The organism is Candidatus Acididesulfobacter guangdongensis (genome assembly GCA_004195045.1).
GTDB lineage: Bacteria > SZUA-79 > SZUA-79 > Acidulodesulfobacterales > Acidulodesulfobacteraceae > Acididesulfobacter > Acididesulfobacter guangdongensis.
In genome coordinates this window covers 76,302-95,561 of sequence record SGBC01000003.1, presented here as the reverse complement: position 1 = coordinate 95,561, position 19,260 = coordinate 76,302, and the positions used below count along the sequence as shown (strand labels likewise).

The 19,260-nt window shown below is 33.5% G+C and carries 16 protein-coding genes; all 16 read right to left on the bottom strand.

The window, feature by feature from the left end; translation table 11 throughout:
- Positions 1-7: 7 nt before the first annotated feature.
- Positions 8-607: an alpha/beta fold hydrolase gene (locus EVJ46_06830; GenBank protein ID RZD15906.1), complete on the bottom strand. Its 600-nt coding sequence runs from the start codon at positions 605-607 to the stop codon at positions 8-10.
- Between the two features lie 272 nt (positions 608-879).
- Positions 880-2,496, bottom strand: a complete 1,617-nt coding sequence (locus EVJ46_06825) for an aminotransferase class V-fold PLP-dependent enzyme (protein ID RZD15905.1) — start codon at positions 2,494-2,496, stop codon at positions 880-882.
- A gap of 213 nt (positions 2,497-2,709) precedes the next feature.
- Positions 2,710-4,140, bottom strand: coding sequence for an aminomethyl-transferring glycine dehydrogenase subunit GcvPA (locus tag EVJ46_06820; GenBank protein RZD15904.1), 1,431 nt, complete (start codon positions 4,138-4,140; stop codon positions 2,710-2,712).
- Positions 4,133-4,525: a glycine cleavage system protein GcvH gene (gene gcvH, locus EVJ46_06815; protein RZD15903.1), complete on the bottom strand. Its 393-nt coding sequence runs from the start codon at positions 4,523-4,525 to the stop codon at positions 4,133-4,135. The genes EVJ46_06820 and gcvH overlap by 8 nt, the downstream gene beginning before the upstream one ends.
- A 196-nt stretch (positions 4,526-4,721) precedes the next feature.
- A complete protein-coding gene (gcvT, locus tag EVJ46_06810; GenBank protein RZD15902.1) occupies positions 4,722-5,960 on the bottom strand; it encodes a glycine cleavage system aminomethyltransferase GcvT in 1,239 nt (412 codons plus the stop codon).
- A gap of 63 nt (positions 5,961-6,023) precedes the next feature.
- Positions 6,024-8,459 (bottom strand): diguanylate cyclase, encoded by a 2,436-nt coding sequence (locus tag EVJ46_06805; protein ID RZD15901.1) that lies wholly within the window; start codon positions 8,457-8,459, stop codon positions 6,024-6,026.
- Positions 8,460-8,578: 119 nt separating this feature from the next.
- Positions 8,579-10,600, bottom strand: coding sequence for a thioredoxin domain-containing protein (locus EVJ46_06800; GenBank protein RZD15900.1), 2,022 nt, complete (start codon positions 10,598-10,600; stop codon positions 8,579-8,581).
- Positions 10,601-10,784: 184 nt separating this feature from the next.
- Entirely contained in the window at positions 10,785-11,558 is a 774-nt protein-coding gene (locus tag EVJ46_06795) for a 3-hydroxy-5-phosphonooxypentane-2,4-dione thiolase (protein RZD15899.1), read from the bottom strand.
- Between the two features lie 119 nt (positions 11,559-11,677).
- Positions 11,678-12,061 (bottom strand): hypothetical protein, encoded by a 384-nt coding sequence (locus tag EVJ46_06790; protein RZD15898.1) that lies wholly within the window; start codon positions 12,059-12,061, stop codon positions 11,678-11,680.
- 191 nt (positions 12,062-12,252) lie between these two features.
- Positions 12,253-13,185 (bottom strand): dihydroorotate dehydrogenase, encoded by a 933-nt coding sequence (locus EVJ46_06785; protein ID RZD15897.1) that lies wholly within the window; start codon positions 13,183-13,185, stop codon positions 12,253-12,255.
- 174 nt (positions 13,186-13,359) lie between these two features.
- A complete protein-coding gene (locus tag EVJ46_06780; protein ID RZD15896.1) occupies positions 13,360-14,346 on the bottom strand; it encodes a dihydroorotate dehydrogenase electron transfer subunit in 987 nt (328 codons plus the stop codon).
- A gap of 1 nt (position 14,347) precedes the next feature.
- The gene (gene rimI / locus EVJ46_06775) at positions 14,348-14,884 is read right to left on the bottom strand and encodes a ribosomal-protein-alanine N-acetyltransferase (GenBank protein RZD15895.1); all 537 of its coding nucleotides are present in this window, start codon (positions 14,882-14,884) and stop codon (positions 14,348-14,350) included.
- Positions 14,885-14,964: 80 nt separating this feature from the next.
- On the bottom strand, positions 14,965-15,783 hold the full coding sequence (locus EVJ46_06770) for an acyltransferase (protein RZD15894.1): 819 nt from the start codon (positions 15,781-15,783) through the stop codon (positions 14,965-14,967).
- Between the two features lie 33 nt (positions 15,784-15,816).
- Complete coding sequence (gene typA / locus EVJ46_06765; protein RZD16231.1) at positions 15,817-17,643, bottom strand: translational GTPase TypA; 1,827 nt, start codon at positions 17,641-17,643, stop codon at positions 15,817-15,819.
- Between the two features lie 377 nt (positions 17,644-18,020).
- Positions 18,021-18,224, bottom strand: a complete 204-nt coding sequence (locus EVJ46_06760) for a cold-shock protein (GenBank protein RZD15893.1) — start codon at positions 18,222-18,224, stop codon at positions 18,021-18,023.
- Between the two features lie 141 nt (positions 18,225-18,365).
- Positions 18,366-19,115, bottom strand: a complete 750-nt coding sequence (gene rlmB, locus EVJ46_06755; protein RZD15892.1) for a 23S rRNA (guanosine(2251)-2'-O)-methyltransferase RlmB — start codon at positions 19,113-19,115, stop codon at positions 18,366-18,368.
- Positions 19,116-19,260 lie beyond the last annotated feature (145 nt).

The window sequence follows — 19,260 nt, the reverse complement described above, 5'->3', positions numbered from 1 at the left end:
TCTTATATTATTCTTTAATATAAGAAATAATCGTCGCCGTTAGTTCGTCTTTAAATTCCGTAGCAAAAATATTTTGACCGTGAGTGCCGCCTTTAAACAGATGCAAAGATTTTTTAGACTTTGTGCTGGCATACATATTTTTAATTCCTTCGGCAAATTTTTCGTCTTCGGAGCCCAGATAATGCACCGGAATATCTATAAAATTAACGCCATCCACAAATGTAGAAGAAAGCGCTATAACAGATTTTATCTCTTCAGGTTTGTACAGTTTAGCTGCGTTTAACACCGCATTGCCGCCCATGCTTGCGCCAAGCAATGTTATATTTTTAACAAAATCCTGGGCTTTCATAAAATTTATTGCGCCTATAACATCTTCTCCTAAACCGGATAAACCGCTGCTGCCGGCTTTTGATAATCCATAGCCTCTAAAGTCGAATGCCAATGATGTAATTTTATTTTTCAGAAGGATTTCGCTAAGATCATAAAAACTTTCTTTATTGAAAACTTTACCGTGAGCCAATATAACTGAATCAGAGTATGTGCCGAACAATGACCCGTGTATTTCCCCGCCGTCGGCGGCTTCAAACTGAATTTCTTTAAAATCCATATTTATACTCCTTTTGCAATAAGTTATCTGTCGGTTAGTTTATTAATTATGTATTTAATTGTATCACAAACCGCAGTTTTTTTCAACAGGAGCTGCAATACTTAATCCTGTTATATAATTTTATTTATTCGGAAAAGGTGTCTGACACCTTTTCCTGAGCAAAGAAATGCATAAATATTTTCTATTGCAGGATTAAATGCAGTATTTTTTATTGACTTTATTGCTTTTATATTATATCGCTGCAATATAAATAGTTACACTACATTAATTCACTACTTAAAAATTGGATTTTTATTGGCTAAAACTTCGTTAAGCCTTCCTGTCTTAGTGTTTTTAGGCGATTTTGAAGTATATTTATTACCTTTTTTCTTTATTTCTTTCATAGCGTTAATAAAACTATCCATAGTTTTCATTGATTCTGTTTCCGTTGGTTCAATCATAATTGCACCGTGAATATTTTTAGGAAAATATATTGTAGGAGGATGAAAACCGTAATCTATAATGGATTTTGCAAAATCTAAAGTTGAAATTCCTTCCGATTGAAAAACATTATCGTTCAGAACACACTCATGCATACATAATTCTTCAGGAAAAGGGTCGCTTTCAATAAAAGTGTCTTTAAGTTTCTTTTTCATATAATTTGCGTTTAAAATTGCTATCTCGCTAATTTTAGATATATTCTGTCTTCCAAGTGACAATAGATAAGAATATGCTCTTAAAATTACAGCAAAATTTCCGTAAAACGAAGAAATTCTGCCGATTGAATATTTTCTTTCATTTTTTAATTCGTAATAATAACTCTGTTCGTCATTCGCCGCCTGTTTATTGTTTGGTTCCTGTCTCTTAACGCTGATATATGGAATAGGCAAAAACTCTTTCAAAAAATCTTTAACTCCGACGGGTCCGCTTCCAGGACCTCCTCCGCCATGCGGTGTAGAAAATGTTTTATGCAGATTCAAATGCAGTATGTCCACGCCAAAATCTGAAACTCTGCAATTACCTATGAAAGCATTAAAATTAGCGCCGTCCATGTAAACCAGGGAACCGTTTTTATGCATTAGTTCAGCAGCTTCTCTGATATTTTTTTCAAATAATCCGAATGTGTTCGGATTTGTAATCATTATTGCTGCAACATCTTTGTTAATATATTTCTTAAGTTCGTTTATATTAATATATCCTTTAGGCTTATTTTTTATATTAGCAAACTCATTGTCTTTAGCGCTTTGCGCCTCTTCCCGAGTACCATGGCTGTCATGTTTATCAGCGAGGAATGTTTTAATTTCAACCGGTGTAAAGCCTGCTATATAGCTGCTCGCAGGATTAGTTCCATGGGAACTGTCAGGAATTAAAACAATATTTCTTTTCTCATTTTTAACTTCAAAATATTTTTTAATAATCTTCATGCCTGTAAATTCACCGGCTGCGCCTGCCTGCGGACTAAACGTAAATTCATCCAAACCTGTTAATCCGCACAACAACCTGTTAAATTCATAGATTATTTTCAAAATGGGCTGAATATAGCCTGCCGGCAGCATCGGGTGCAAATTTTTTATATTATTTAAAGAGGCTATAGTTTCGTTAATTTTTGGATTGTATTTCATTGTACATGACCCTAACGGATAAAAAGCTGTATCTACGCAGATATTCCAGCTTGAAAGACGCGTAAAATGTCTTACAGCCGTGGATTCAGACACTTCAGGAAGCAGTAACGGAGATTTTTTTTCATTTCTTAAAAATTTTGCGTCAATGTAATCTTTAGCAGTTTTACCGATATGAGCTCCGCTTAAATTATTTGAAGGCATACTTATGCCGCTCAGTCCTTTTGAACTTTGATTAATTAATAAATCTTCGTTAAAAACGAGACCTTTCGACCCTGGAAATTTTTTCATAATTTTAATTATTTAAATTATCAATTAAAAACAAATTATCAATTATCAATTAGCTCAATTATTTTAAATTAAGAATAGACACCTATTTATATTTATATAAAATATTTTATAAAATAGCCGATAAAGTTAATCGGCTGCAAACACCTGTTCTTCAAAAAATAAACAACCGTATATCCTTATTTTTTTTAATATTCCAAAATTTTATATAGTAGCTCAAGAGAATATTTCAACTGCACGCTTAACGTAATTGTCTATATCTTTAATACCTGTTTTTTCAGTTACCGCTATTAAAACTTCATTGCCGCCGTCTTCTAAGGAAATACCGGCTAATATGCCCTTTTTCATCATTTCGTTTATAAATACCGATGCATTCATTTTTTTATTATTTATTTCTATAACAAATTCATTATAAAAATTTCCTGCATATTTGAGAGAAAACAAACCGGTATCTATCAGTTTTTCGCATAAAATATGAGATAACTTAAGATTTAGAAGCGAGATTTCTTTAAACCCTTCTTTAGAGCACAGAGATAGATAAACTGCCGCTCTTAAAGCATTCAATGAATTGTTTGTGCAAATGTTAGATGTTGCAGCCTGCCTCCTTATGTGCTGTTCCCTGGTTGCAAGAATAAACAGGTATGCGTCCTGATTTTTGCTATCTTTAGACTTGCCTGTAATTCTCCCCGGCATTTGTCTTATAAATTCTTTCTTTGCGGCAAAAAGACCTAACAGCGGTCCTCCAAAATTCATATAATTGCCAAAACTGTTTCCTTCCCCTGCAAAAATATCGGCATTATAAAATCCGGGGGGCGCAATCGTTCCGAAACTGAAAGGTTCTGACGAGCAGACGATCAAATGCGGCTTTAAAGATGAGTCTGATTCTTCACTGTGGACTATCTTTTCAATAAATTCTAAATCTTCTATGATTCCGAAATAATTCGGCTGCTGAACTATAAAAGCGCAAATATTTTTATTTTCTTGTAATTTTTCCGCCAAAAGAGCAGCGTCGGTATAGCCTTTTTCAGAATCAATATCTATAAATTCTATAACAATATCTAAATCTTTGATAAAAGTTTTAACAACTTCTATATAAGTCGGATTAACACTTTTAGAAACAAGTATCTTAATTTTTTTGTTATTGCCGGTATCGGAATCGGTTTGGCGGTTCTGGCGATAAATCCGCAGAGACATGAGCACTGCCTCAGCCAAACTTTCTGCGCCGTCATACATTGAAGCATTAACGGCATCCATTCCTAAAATTGATGCAAGCATAGATTGAAATTCAAAGAGCGCCATTAAGGTTCCCTGGCTGACTTCAGGTTGATACGGTGTATAAGGGGTATAAAATTCCGCTCTCGACATTATCGCATCAACTGCGGACGGAACATAATGATCGTATATGCCTCCGCCTGCAAAAACCGGTATGCTGCCGCTGCCGCGCAACTTATCGTTTATATCGGAAAAATACTTATAAAGCGATAATTCATCCATTTGGTCAGGCATAAAATCAAGTTCTTTTCCCTCGATTAAAGAAATATCGCCTATAATTTTATGAAATAATTCTTTTTTATCTTTAATGCCGATAAATTTATATATTTTTTTTATTTCTTCATTCGAAGCGGGAATATAGCGAAAACTATTCATGGTTTGATTTTACAAAAGATTCGTAGGAATTTTTATCCATTAAAGACGACAAATCCGAAGGATTATTTAATTCTATTTGGGCAATAAATCCCTCTCCTAAAGGTTCATTGTTAATTAATTCCGGAGTCTCATTTAGTTTGGAATTTACGCCTTTTATCGTTAAATCCGCAGGAGCATAAATTTCCGAAACAGACTTGACGGATTCTATTTCGCCTATTTTTTCATCTTTTTTATATTGCTTTCCTACTTCGGGAAGCTGAACATAAACTACATCGCCTAATTCTGATTGCGCAAAATCCGAGATGCCGAGATTATAAACATTGTTTGAATCAAGACTAATCCATTCATGAGATTTTGCAAAATAAAACTTACTATTATCCGCCATATTTTTGCAGCTCCTTCAAAATTTATTATTTTTTAATATTATCTAAATGTTACCTTAATATTATTTTAATTTTTACTTTGCTTATCTATATAATAGCCTGCAGATAGTACCAACCGCAGCACAACTTCTCTAATATTATTTTATTTTATCCTGTATTATAAATCTAATTGTTTGATTTGTTTATTCCTATTGCTATTTACTTTTTTGTTCTATGAAAAGGGGGCATGACTACTTCCGCTTTTTCAAAATTACCCCTTATATCTATATAGAAATTCTTTAACATCGAAGGGGTTACATTAGAATCTGAAATGTAAGCGCTGCCTATCGGCATTTTGTTTAACGGGCTGTACGTTCCGCTGGCGACGCACCCTATCGGTTTAAGATTTTCATCAAGTATCCTCTGCAGATGTCTTGGAATCTGTTTCCCTGCCAGTTTAAAAAATATTAGTTTTTTTTCTTTATTTTTAATTTTTTCAAGAGCTTCTTTACCGATAAAATCTTTATTTTTTGATAAATATTTTTCTAATCCAGCATCGTATGGGGTTATAGTCTCGTCAAGCTCGTGACCATATAGGGGTAAAGCCGCTTCAAATCTTAATGTATCCCGCGCTCCAAGTCCGACAGGCAAAAGATTTGAAAGCTCCTTATGCTCAATAATATAATCCCATAATTTGCCGACGTCATCCGCATCGGTAAAAATTTCAAAACCGAATTCGCCTGTATATCCGCTTCTCGATATAACGGCTTCAATTTCTATTTCTTTAAATCTGACGCAGCTAAATTCAAAATGATTAAGTTCTTTTAGAGATTTAATATTATATTGAAAATTAAATATATTGCAAAAATTATTTTCACTCCTGCCGTAATTATCTGAAACGTCTTCAACCAGCGGATATATTATATTGCGCGATTTCGGTCCTTGGACTGAAAGCAGACCGATTTTCTCGCTATAATTGTCAACCGTTACATTTTGAAACATATACTGACCGTTATCAGTTTTTGTTTTTTGCAAATTGAGCATTTGTGTGTGAATCCATGCAAAATCCTTTTCGGTATTAGCGGCATTAGCCACAATCATATAACTTTCATTAGAGAATTTATAAATAGTCAAATCATCAATAACGCCGCCGTTTTCATTAAGGATAAGAGAATACGTTATCGTATTTGGAAAAATAGAAGATATATCAGCCGTAAGAACATAATCCAAGAATATACCTGCATCTTTTCCTTTTACGATAATCTCTCCCATATGCGATATATCAAAAAGTCCTGAATTATTTCTGACGTTAAGGTGTTCATCTATAATACTTTTATAATATAAGGGCATCGAAAAACCGGCAAAAGAAACAATCTTGGCGCCGAGATTACGGTGTTTATCGTAAAGCGGGGTCTTTTTATCTTCGTTTTCGTTATTATCTGCATTTTTATCATTCATGTTTTTATTATACCAAATATAAATATAAAGTTAAATAAATAAAATTAAAAACTATTAAGAAAATTATTTAAAAATAATTTTTTTTCCGCAATCTGAACCTGCTATTCTGTTTTTTCCGTTAGATTTTGCTTCATATAAATAATCATCGGCTATGTTGATTAACTTATCGATTGTATTTATTTCTGCAATATTATCTGCAGAGCCCGCAGCATCAGCGCTCCTTAAAGCGCTATTATCCGAAGTACTAAAGCTGCCGCTTCTTAAAGCACTATCATCGTTAATCAGAATATCGGTTTTACCGGTTTTTAAAGCATTATTGTCCACCGCATCAGTTTCGGTTTCGGCAATGCTTTTATCTGTATAATTTATATGATTTGCATAATTTAAATGATTAAACTCTTCGCATTCTGGATAATTAGCAATACCGATAGAGATAGTGATGTTTTCAACTAACCCTTTAAATTGATGCTGCGACAATTGTTCTTTAATCTTTTTTGCAACTTCAAAACTGCCTCCGAAACCTGTTTGCGGAAGCACTATTGTAAATTCTTCTCCGCCGTAGCGGGCGCCTAAATCTGTTGCCCTTATATTATTATTAATTATCTGCCCTACCGTCCTCAAAACCTCGTCTCCGAGCTGATGACCGTAAAAATCATTCAGATGTTTAAAATCGTCAATATCCATCATTAATAATGACAGTCTGGTGTTATGTCTTTTAGCTAAACTAAACTCCCTTTCCAGAAATTCATTTAAGTATCTTCTATTGTATAATCCCGTCAATTCATCGGTGATACTTAATTTAGCCAATTTCTGATGCATTCTTGCGTTATCTAACGTAATAGAAAGCTCTTTTGCGGCATGCTCCAAGAAACTTATATCTTCCTTTTTAAATCCCTTGAGACTTGATAGCATAATGACACCTAAAGGTATTGAAATTTTAGATGAAGATTCTATATATAACGGAAGCCATACTATATCCTTTGGAAAAACCTCGCAAAAACCGTAATCTATAGTTTTTCCGTTTGCTCCGTCGCTCAAAAGCTGTTCTTTAAGCAGAATCGCATTTTCCGGTATATCGTGAAACCATATAATTTTCTTTTTAGTAAGACATTCTCCCACAATACCTTCATCTGTATCAAATTCTTTAGCAACAAATTTTCTTATGCCGTAATATTTTTTTGGAAGCAACCGAGGTTTGCCGGCTATTTCCACAGCCTCGTAAATAATTCCTGAAACTGAATCGGTCAGTTCTTCAAGTTTATCTAATGTTCCCGATAAAATATGGTTAAAATCCAACGATTTAGTTAAAAAATCGGAAAACTCATTATATTTAAGCATCCTTTCTTCTCTATCGTGAACGTTTACCGCCATTTCGGTAAAACCTTCACCTATCTTTTCAAATTCGTCATTTGTTTTAATTATTAATCTTGTGTCAAGTTCGCCGGATGAAAATTTTTTAATAGCTTCCAGCGTCATATATATCGGATTTAAAGTATCTTTAGATGCAAAATAGGTAATAATTAAAGATATAAGCAGCCCGAAGATAATAATTAAAATTGAATAGACGGCAGATTTTTTTAATAAAGTCGCATATTCATGATTTGAAATCAAAACACCTAAGGAACCTACGACTTTATTATTTATATCTTTAATCGGATGAAATGCTACAAAAACATTTTTACCGTCATAATTCATTTCATTTATAAAATTTTTACCGAAAGATATTTTTTTATATATCGAAAAAGGAAGTTTAGAACCGACGCCAAATACGTTACCGGGGATATTCATAGTAGAAATAGCCGTCTGAGTCTGAAAAATAGAACTGAATATTGCCGGATTCATATGATAATCGTTATAAATAGTTCTGGGAATATAACCGTCTTTATACAAATTAATAAATCCTAAAATGCCCCCTACTACTTTTGCTTTATATGTAATAGGAACAACCGTCACCAAAAAAAGATTATTTATAGAACTGCCGATGTTATTATAATTTAATCCAAGTTTTTTCTGTGTGTAGTTTTTAATATACACTGTTTTTACAATAGGAGTATCTCTGCTGAATGATTTATCTATTAAACCGTTTAAAATTAATTTTATATTGCTTTTGCCCCTGCTTGAAGCTAATATCATCTTTGACCGGCTAAGCACGCAAATTAAATCGGCGTAATTAAAAGCTGTTTTGTAAGAATAAACTAAACTGTTAAGAAACCGGCTGTTTTTAGTTATTAAAGATTTTGTAAAATACGGATTATAATTGCTTATAAGAAATGCATTTTTAAGCTGATTTGCCTGAGCATAATAAATTCTTTCGGCGCCTTGCAGAGTGATTCTTACTTTTGATAAAGCATCTTTTTTTGCCTGAGTTTTAAATATAACGGTATTGGCAATAGCAAGAATAATCAGAGGTATAACGGTAGCGGAAAGAAAAGAAATTAGGAATTTCTTCTTTATGCTCATTTTAGGACGCGGACCGGGAGAATATATTATATCTGGCATAATTTAATGTTGCTACGATAATATCTTTTTTATTAGCTTTATTAGCATTGTTATATTTGCATATACCATATACCGCATCTTTTAAATAAAAACAACAAAATAAATAACAAAACTTATGTTTAATTATTTTTCTTATAAACGGAATATTCCATAATGCCTGAAATAAACCCTGCAATATTATGTTTATAAACTGAAGCATAATTAATAAAATACCCCGCAGAAGCAGACACTACCCTTTCAAAAACATCATCTCCGGTTAACTGAAATAATTTTGCAATTCCTCGCAGCGCCAAAGCATTAGAAGAATAGCTTCCGTAATCCAATATTGATTTTTCTTTAAAATTCAGAAATCCTATCGGCGGAGTTTTTGAAGTTTTTCTTATGTCATAAAAACCGCCGTTATATCCGTCGTAAAAATTAATTATTATGTAATTTCCTATTTTTTTAGCATATGTCAAATATTCTTCCTTTAGCGTAATTTCATACAATCCTGTTAAAGCCGACAGCATATAACTGTTATCTTCGAGATTTGATTCGGTATATTCGCCTAAAAATCTTCCTATGTCGCCGTTCTTATCAAAAGATTCAATGAAAGGCGCAATACTTTTTTCAGTTATTTCCTTTAATTTATTCATTGATATTTCTTCGTTATCATTTAGCCGAACATTATTATTCTTGTCGGCATTAGCAACTCTGTCTTTTTTAAATATTTTGTAGACTTCCGTCAGCGCATATATTATATTGCCGTTAACAGAGGCGTATTTTAATTTGTCTATAAGCGGTAATTTTCTGTTATCCCTTGATTCTTTTAATTTATTAATCAAAGAAATTACTTTACCGTAATTTTCTTTTTTGAAAACATTTTCCTCAAAATAAAGTACTTTTCTTCCATCAGGCATTATGCCGTCATTTTTGTTAAAATTTAAAAAAAACTTTGCTTCGTTAATGTTTGATTCGTTATGACTTAAAGTCGCATCGTTTGAATAAACTGTATTTTTAAGTTCTTCCTCCGTCCATGTATAAAAACTTCCGTCATCGGTTATAAGCTCTCCTGAAACATCTGCGCTCATACTTGAATAAAACCCTCCGTTTCTGCGGTCGTATAATCTTTCTGTTAAAAAGTTTAAAGTTTTGTTTATAACATTTAGCAGCAGCGATTGAAATTCATCTGTATCTAAATTTAAATTTAATCTTAGACCCGAATATATTTTTACAAGACTGTAATATTTCATATAAACTCTTAAACCTGAAGCATTATCGGAAGCCAACTTTTCAAAATGCGGAATGAGCCATTTCTTGTCGGTGGAATATCTGTGAAAGCCTCCCTCAACCTGGTCAAAAACACCGCCCAGCGCTATTTTAGCCAAAGTAAAAAAACCTGCTCTCAGAGATTCCTTATTAGAATTTAGTAAATAATCATAATACAGCATTTCAAGAACAGGGAAATAATAAAATTTAGGCGCTTCATCAAGTCCGCCGTTTTCATTGTCAAAATGGAGTAAGAATTCTTTAGCGCTGTCCGATGCAAGTTTTTTAACCTTTTTTTCCGCATCTTTTAAGCTAAAATTATAATTGCCTGCAAAAATATGCTTTAAATCGTTAGCCTGATTAAGCAAATTTACATTTTTTACCGCAAAACCTTTTGTTTCATCGAAAAGTTCATGATAAAAATCTTTGCTCTGTTCAATAACAGATTTTTCATTTTCAGCATAATATTTTGAAATCTGCAATAATACTGTTTTGAAAGCCGGCAATCCAAATTTTGATTCTTTCGGAAAGTACGTGCCTCCATAAAAAAAATAACCTTCGTATGTCAGAAACGCCGTCAAAGGCCATCCGCCCTGACCTGCAAAAGCCGTAACGGCTTTCTGATACCGGCTGTCTATGTCCGGACGCTCGTCTTTATCTACTTTTATTGCAATAAATTTATCATTTATGATAGCGGCAGTTTCTTTATCTTCGTAGGATTCTTCATCGATTACATGGCACCAGTGACACCATACGGCACCGATATCCATTAGAATCGGAAGATTTTTTTCCCTTGCTGTTTCAAACGCTTCATTGCACCAGGGATACCAGTTTACCGGCTGACTTACCGCAGACTGCAGATATGCGCTTTTTTCGCTTTTTAATTTATTCATATATTTTTATAAATTATATAGTACGGATAGTTATAACATCTTCTTGTATTATTCGTTTCTTTTTAAGTTTATACAGCAGTTATAATATCATTGCCGGTTTCTTTTTTAAACTTATTATTTATATAGTTATAAGATTATGCATCGGATATTTAAAATATCTTTCTGCCGATTAATTTATATTAATTTATTTAGAATATCCGATAAAAGCGTTTTTTGGATCTGAGCCGTCATGAACAACGCTTTTTACGGCTTTTATCATAGACAAAGGCTTTTCAGATTGAAATATATTTCTGCCCATATCGACGCCTGAAGCTCCTTTGCTAACGGCATTATAAGCAAGCTGTAAAGCTTCCTGTTCCGTTGTTTTCTTGCCGCCTGCAACAACGACAGGTACAGGACAAGTTCGTATAACTTCTTCAAAATTATCGCAATAATAGGTTTTAACGATATTAGCGCCTGTTTCGGCAGCAATCCTGCATGCCAGCGACAGATAGCGGGAATCTCTATTCATATCTCTTCCTACCGCCGTTACGGCAAGAACTGGAATACCGTATTTATAGCCTTTATCTACTAATTTAGAAAGATTTATTATAGACTGTTTTTCATGCGCCGAACCAACAAAAATAGACAGCGCAACTGCGCTGACATTGAGCCTTACGGCATCCTCCATAGATACTGAAATATCTTCATCGGATAAATCTTCTTTTAAAATACTGGTACCGCCGCTAACTCTTAAAACAATCGGAGTATTAAACTCAGGGCTAATTTTCGTTCTTAAAATACCCCTTGTAAGCATGAGAGAATCGGCAAAAGGTATAAGGGGCGAAATTGTCTTATCAGGTTCTTCAAGTCCTCCGGTCGGTCCCATAAAATAACCATGGTCAATGGCAAGCATAACCGTTTTATTATCTTTTGGACTGATAATGCGGCTAAGCCTGTTTTTCATTCCGTAATCCATATTTTTGCACCTCCGATTTTAATTAAAAAGAAAAACTAAAGCAGATTAGATTTAGAATTTAGAATTTAGAGCAAAAATTCAGCACTTTGAACTTAAAACTTTGAACTAATCAGTATTTTTTACCAGCTTATAATTTTATCGCTAATAAAAATAAGTTCAACAAGCCCGTCGTAAGTTATAAACTTAGCTGTTTTAGATGTTTTAATAATATTGAACAATAAAATACTGCTATCTACCGAGCAGCCGGCGTCACTGTCTATTTCTTTATCGCGACCTCTTGCATCGGTATTATTCTCATTTTTTATGCCTGCTGTATCTATATTATTTTTATTTATGTTTTTATTTATATTTATATTTCGAGGATTACTATGCCTATTAGTTAGATTATATTTTTTATAATTTAATAATGCAATATATATTTGATTGCCGTCTTCAACGTGAGAATTTATAATATCTTGCAATGTATCAGGCAAATTTTCTTTTATTATATATAGAATATTCATAAATAAACCGATAATTTTATTAATATATCTATTTTTGCGCTGCCAGTGATGTCTGCGCTGCACGTTGCGCAGAATGTTGAAATGCACATCTCTCCCGATAAAAAGGCGAAGATTCTCAGCGCTTCTTAAAACTGAATTTATAGCATTAAATTTGTCAGATAAAATTTATACAATTATTAATTAATTATCAATTAATTATTAACTATGCCTATTATATCATAAATACTGCTAAAATTATTTTCCTGCAGAAATTTTTTAATACCGGAAGTTATTTGGGGGATAAGATAAGGATTGTTAAACGCACCCGTTCCTACGGCAACCGATGTAGCCCCTGCCATAAAAAACTCTACGGCATCTTCCCACGAGCTTATGCCGCCCATGCCTATTACCGGAATTCTGACAGCTTTGTAAACATCGTTGACTAATTTAACCGCTATCGGTTTAATTGCCGGTCCGGAAAGTCCTCCGTATCCTCTGCTTAATTTAAATTTTCTTTTATTTATATCTATGCTTGCAGCGGGAAAAGTATTTACTAATGAAATAACGTCCGCTCCGGCTTTTTCGGCAACCTCCGCAATCAATGCAATATCGCTGACTAACGGGGTTAGTTTAACTATTAGGGGGAGGTCTGAATAATTTTTTATTGATGCTACAATTTCATAAACAATTTCAGGGTCGGTTCCGAAAGCCCTGCCTCCTTCTTTTACGTTGGGACAGGATATATTGGCTTCTATCGCCGATATCCCGTCAATGCATGACAGTTTTTCAGCCATAACAGCGTAATCTTCAATGCTTCTGCCAAAAAAATTTACAATTACCGGCATATTAAATTTTTTCAAAAAATCAATTTTTTCATCTTTGAATTTTTCAAAACCGACATTTTCAAGACCGATTGAATTGATTAATCCGCACGGAGTTTCGCATATGCGCGGCATTTCATTGCCTTTGGACGGCTCTAAAGATATACCCTTAGTAACTAAAGCTCCGAAAAGAGAATAATCGGTAATTTCACTAAATTCCTCTCCGTACCCGAATGTTCCCGATGCCGGCATTACCGGATATTTAAGAAACAATCTGCCTAATTTAACGGACATGCTGATATCTTTTGAATTTTTTTCTTCCATTGTCTACCGAATATTAATAAATACTAAAATTGCAAAAATCGTTCTAACTGGCAATTGGCAAGCAACAATTAACAAGCGAAATAAATGTTTCGCGTCATACACCGCAACCGCACACGCGCACACTACGCACACACACTACGCGCGTACTATATAATAACTCAGAATAATTAACGCTTAACAATAATTATGCAGTTCAGACGCATTGAAAACAGGTCCGTCTTTGCATACCCTTTTAAAAACAAAATTATCGGAATTATCAGAATTTATTTTGACGACACATCCAAGGCACACCCCTATCCCGCATGCAAAATGTTCTTCAAGCGAAACTTGAATAGCATATTTATTTAACATATCCTTGTTTGAGTTTGGCATATTTAACTTGTTATACACTTCAAATTTATTAATTAAATACGAAAGCATAGGTTTTGGTCCGCAAGCGTAAAAATTTACATTTAACTGCTCTGCAGATTTTTCATTTTGCTTACGGTAATCATTTATATTCCTGAACAAAAGGTCAACTATGTTGCCTTTATATCCAAAAGAACCGTCGTCCGTCGCAAAATAAACCTCATCGTAATCCGAATGAATACTGTATCTGAAATACAATTCTTTTTCAGTTTTGCTGCCGTAATATAAAATAAATTCATCATCGTCCGCACCATCTATAACTAAAGGATTTAGCGTTGACTCATTGACTTTTCTTTCTTTATTTTTTATAAAATCGGGCAAAGAAAATAATGGCGCTATTCCTATACCGCCGGCTATTAGAACATGTATATTTTTAACAATTTTTGCGCCGCTATCGTTCTGCAATCCTTGAAAATCAGACAACGTATTGAATCCGTTACCTAACGGTCCTGTTACGGAAACATAATCTCCTTTTTTAATATTGCTTAATAAATCCGTGCCCTTGCCGCAAACCCTGTATAAAATTTCGAATTCATTTTCATTGAATCTCCTGAAAATTGAAAACGGTCGCGCCAGCAAAGGGTCGGAATACCCGGGATTATGTTTGACCATTGCAAATTGTCCGGGAATAAAATTTTGCGGTATGAAATTATTTTTAATTCTTAAAAGGTATGTATTTTCCGTATCTTTAATTTTTAAATTTACGGTTACCTCACAATTTCCGTTTATTATTTTTTTTGTTTTCATAAACATTTTAGCCGTTCAATTCTTTGACCATACATAAAGCATCTTCTTTTTGATCGCCGTCATAATAATTTTTTCTGACCATAAATGTTTTAAAACCCAGTTTTTTATATAAATTTGCGGCTCTTAAATTAGAAATTCTAACTTCTAAGAATATAAATTTAATATTTTTATCGGCAAATTTATAAATAGCGTAATTTAGCAGATAGCTTCCTATGCCTCGGGACTGCATTGTCTTAGATACCGTTATATCCAAAATATGCATTTCGTCTAATACGGTATAAAAAATTATAAAACCTGTTATCTGCGAATTTATATTAAATTCTTTTAAACCGTTGTTGTTAAAATAGGATAGCAGAAAATCAGAATTTTCTTTTTTTAATTCATCTTCAAATAATTTTCTGTTCCAATTTGTTTTAGATGCTTCAAGATGAATGCTGAACACTTCGTCTATAATATAATTAAATAAATCCCTATTTTTTATCTCATCAATATCATTTTTCTTATAATATATATCTTTTAAATTGATAATATTTATAACATTCATATAAATAATGCAATAAGTATAATAAATACAACTGCACCGCTCAAATTTATTTTATAGAAAAAAATACATTTATTTATTCCTTACAGGACATTGTAAATTCCGCTTATTCTGTTTTCAAGGAAAGGCCACACTTTTCTTGCCCTTTCAATCTCATATGTATCAATATTATAAATAAGTACACATTCGTTTAATCCTGCAAAATCGTCAACAAGGGAACCGTCCGGCGCGGAACAGAAAGACTTTCCGTAAAAATCCAATCCGCCGTCTTTTCCAACCCTGTTAACCCTGACTATGTAAACACCATTTACGAAAGCATTGGCAGAAATACTCAAAAACCATTTGCTGTTTGTGTTAAACGCCGATGCCGTAGGAGCAAAAATTATATTTGCCCCTTTAAGAGCAAGCGTTCTGGATATCTCCGGATAAAAATTGTCCCAGCACATCTGAATACCGATTGTAGCAAACTCCGTTTTGAAAACCGGTATTTCAGTGCCGTTAGAAAAATATGATTTTTCATAATAATTAGATATTTCGGGTAAATATATCTTTCTATAAACACCTAAAATTTCACCGCTGCCGTCAATAACGGCAGCGCTGTTAAAATATAAACCGTTATGAGTTTCAAAAAAAGGAACTATTATAACCATCCTATACCTGCAGGCATATTCCCGCATAATATTTATTGTTTTGCCGTCAAGCTGTTCTGCAAGTTTACAATTTTCTTCCGCTTTTCCGTTTTCTTTAGATTGAACAAACCATGTGTTAAGAAAAAGCTCCGGAAAACATACGATGTTCGCACCATTTTTTGCAGCCATAGACAAAAAAGAAAGAGCTTTATCCATAGACTTATCAATATCTGGTGATGGCGACATCTGAATTGCGCAAACTTTTATTCTCATAATATTTAAATTAATAATAAAATTATATTTATTTTATTTGCCGCCGGACTTCGAACTTTTGCCTTTCTTTCTATCGCTTTCGGTTAACAGTATTTTGCGCAATCTTATAGATTTTGGCGTAAATTCAATCAACTCGTCGTCTTCTATAAACTCAAGCGCATATTCTATTGATAATTTAATAGGCGGAGTTAAAGCTATCATTTCATCGGAAGCCTTAGAACGCATATTGGTCAGCTGTTTTTTCTTACATGGATTAACAGTAATATCGCCCGGTTTAGAATGCTGTCCTATAATCATGCCTTCGTAGACTTCATCCTGCGGATTCACAAACAGACTGCCTCTATCCTGCAGATTGTAAAGACCGTAAGAATTAGCTTCCGCTGTTTCCATTGAAATCATAACCCCGTTTTTCCTTGGCGAAATATCAAAAGCGTATTCTTCAAAATTATAAAAATTATGATGCATCGTACCGGTACCCTTAGTCATAGTAAGGAATTCATTATGAAAACCCATTATACCTCTTGAAGGTATTTTAAACTCAAGGTAGGTCATACCTTTATCATCTTTTGTCATATCAAGCAGCTGCCCCTTCATTCCGGACAATCTTTCCAGAATAGGACCTGTAAATTCATCCTTTATGGTAATATATAAAAGTTCATAAGGTTCCATCTTTTTGCCGTCTATCTCTTTTATAACTCCCCTCGGTTTGGAAATAGCAAATTCAAAACCTTCTCTCCTCATTTTTTCAATTAGAATAGACAGATGCAGCAGCCCTCTTCCGTACACGTCAAAAACGGTTTCATCGCTTGTATCGGCAACTTTTAATCCTACATTGTTAAGAATTTCTTTATGAAGACGCTCTCTCAATTGTCTTGTAGTAACCATCTTGCCCTCTTTACCGGCAAAAGGACTTTTATTGACAATAAAGTTAACAAGTATAACCGGCTCGTCTATTTTTATTCTTTGCAGCGGATTAACAGGCTTTTCTTTAACTAAATAATCACCGGCTTTCACACCGGTAACGCCGGCAACCAGAGCGATGTCTCCTTCCTGAATCTCGTCCGTTTCTATTTTTGTAAGACCCTCGAATACAAACATTTTATTTGGTCTTGTTTTCACCAACTCTTCATTTATATTATATAAATAAATCTGGTCGTTAGATTTTAATTTACCGGATTTGACTATTCCGATAGCCGTAGCGCCTAAAAAATCGTCGTGTCCTATGCTGGTAACAAGAAATTCTAAATCTGTTTTATTTAATATAGCAGGATGCGGCAAAGAATTTACGATAGCCTCAAATAAAGCCGTAAGACCGTTTTTTCTGACTTCTTCAATATTTTCTTCAAGGTCTGCAGTAGCATAACCTTCTTTAGCGGAAGCATATATAACCGGAAAATCTAAGTTGACGTCTTCGCCTCCAAGTTCCATAAAAAGCTCATAGACCATATCGAGGACTTCTTTAGGTCTTGCGCCGGGTCTGTCAATTTTGTTAATAACAAGCACTACTTTTAAGTTATATTCAAAACATTTTTTTAAAATAAATCTTGTCTGCGGCATGGGACCGTCAAACGCATCTACAAGAAGAAGTACCCCGTCAACCATTGCGAGAACGCGCTCTACTTCACTTCCAAAGTCACCGTGTCCCGGCGTATCTACTATATTTATTTTATAATTTTTGTAATTTAAACCTGTGCACTTAGATAAAATTGTAATGCCGCGTTCTTTTTCAAGGTCATCGCTGTCCATAGCCCTTTCCGGCATCATTTGCGAATCTCTGCTCGTGGAACTTTCCTTAAGCATTTTATCTATCAAAGTTGTTTTACCGTGATCAACATGCGCTACTACCGCAATATTTCTCATCTTTTCTTGATATAGCAATTATTCTCCTCCCGATTTGATACTGCCGAATAATAAGATTTTTATCTAATTATTTCTATTTATATTATAGTTAACATAATTATTATTTTATTGTCATAAATTTTTAATATAATAATATAATTATTTATATATCAAAAAAATAGCTTAAAATAAAAAACCCCAATAAATTTAATTTACTGGGGTAAAATGGATTGACCGACAACTAAAATTTCGCCTTTAAATTAAACTATACATTTACATTCATTGCATATAATTTTAAATCAATGATTTTTTGAATTGAATGAAATAAATAATATCGCTTATCAATTTTTACAAGGCTTCTTGAGTAACTTAAAAGAAACTTAAGGGCAATAAATAACTTAGACCTTAGAAACATTAACAGCCTGAGGTCCTTTTGCTCCATTAGTGATTTCAAATTCCACTCTCTGACCTTCAGTTAAGGTTTTAAAACCATCCTGTGTAATTGCGGAATAATGAACAAAAACATCCTGTCCGTTTTCTTGTTCAATAAATCCAAATCCTTTGCTGTCATTAAACCACTTAACTTTTCCTTGGCACTTCATAATACACTTCTCCTTACTTCTTTTACAATTTGTTTCTGATACAATTTACAATACAAACTGTAATACGTTAAAATTAGATTTTTATCTAAACACTTAGATAAATAAATATTATACTAAGCATACAATACTAATTTATTCTTGTCAAGTTTTTTTTGATATACTCCGCTGTCTGAAAATTTCGTACGCAGAAACGGCAAAACTGACTGAAGCATTAAGCGAATTTATGCTTCCCGCCATCGGAATGCTTAATATTTTCTCGCACCTTTCCTGAGTAAGCCTTCTCAGTCCTTTGCCTTCAGAACCTACAACAATAGCAACGGGAATATCAAATTTGAAAGAATATATATCTTCTTCCGCTTCGCCTGAAAGTCCTATAACCCAGATGCCCATATCTTTGAGATTTTCTATAGTTCTGGCAATGTTCGGAACCCTTACGACATCTGAATAAAAAACAGCGCCCTGAGAAACATTGGCTACGGCGGAGGTTATAAAAACAGAGTTGGATTTAGGCAGAATAATACAGTCCGCCCCGACACAATTTGCAGTTCTGATTATTGAACCTAAATTTTGCGGATCGTTAATATCGTCTAATATTACATAAAACACATCAGCTTTTCCTGCATTTTTGGCGATTACGTCTTCAAAAAAAATTTCATTATAATCTGCAACTGCTGCAATTCCTTTTATTAATGCTTCGCTTCCAAATTCTTTCATAAAAAACTGCTCATTTTTGACGGTCATATTTAGTTCGTGTTCTTTTATAAGTCTAAAAAGAGCATTGTCTATATGACCATTTTTATGCTTTTTTTCACTAATAAAAATATCTGAAACTAAATTGCCTGAATTGATAGCTTCTTTTATTGTGTTCGTCCCATATATTTTAAGTTCCATATCATCCTTATAGTAATAACATTATTTATTTTATTTAATTTATTTAATTTAATCAAATTTATTCAATTTATCGAAAATTGTCGTAGAACACATTGCCCTGGCAATGGAAATATAAGGCAAGGAGTTGTTTGTTGTGCTTATGTTC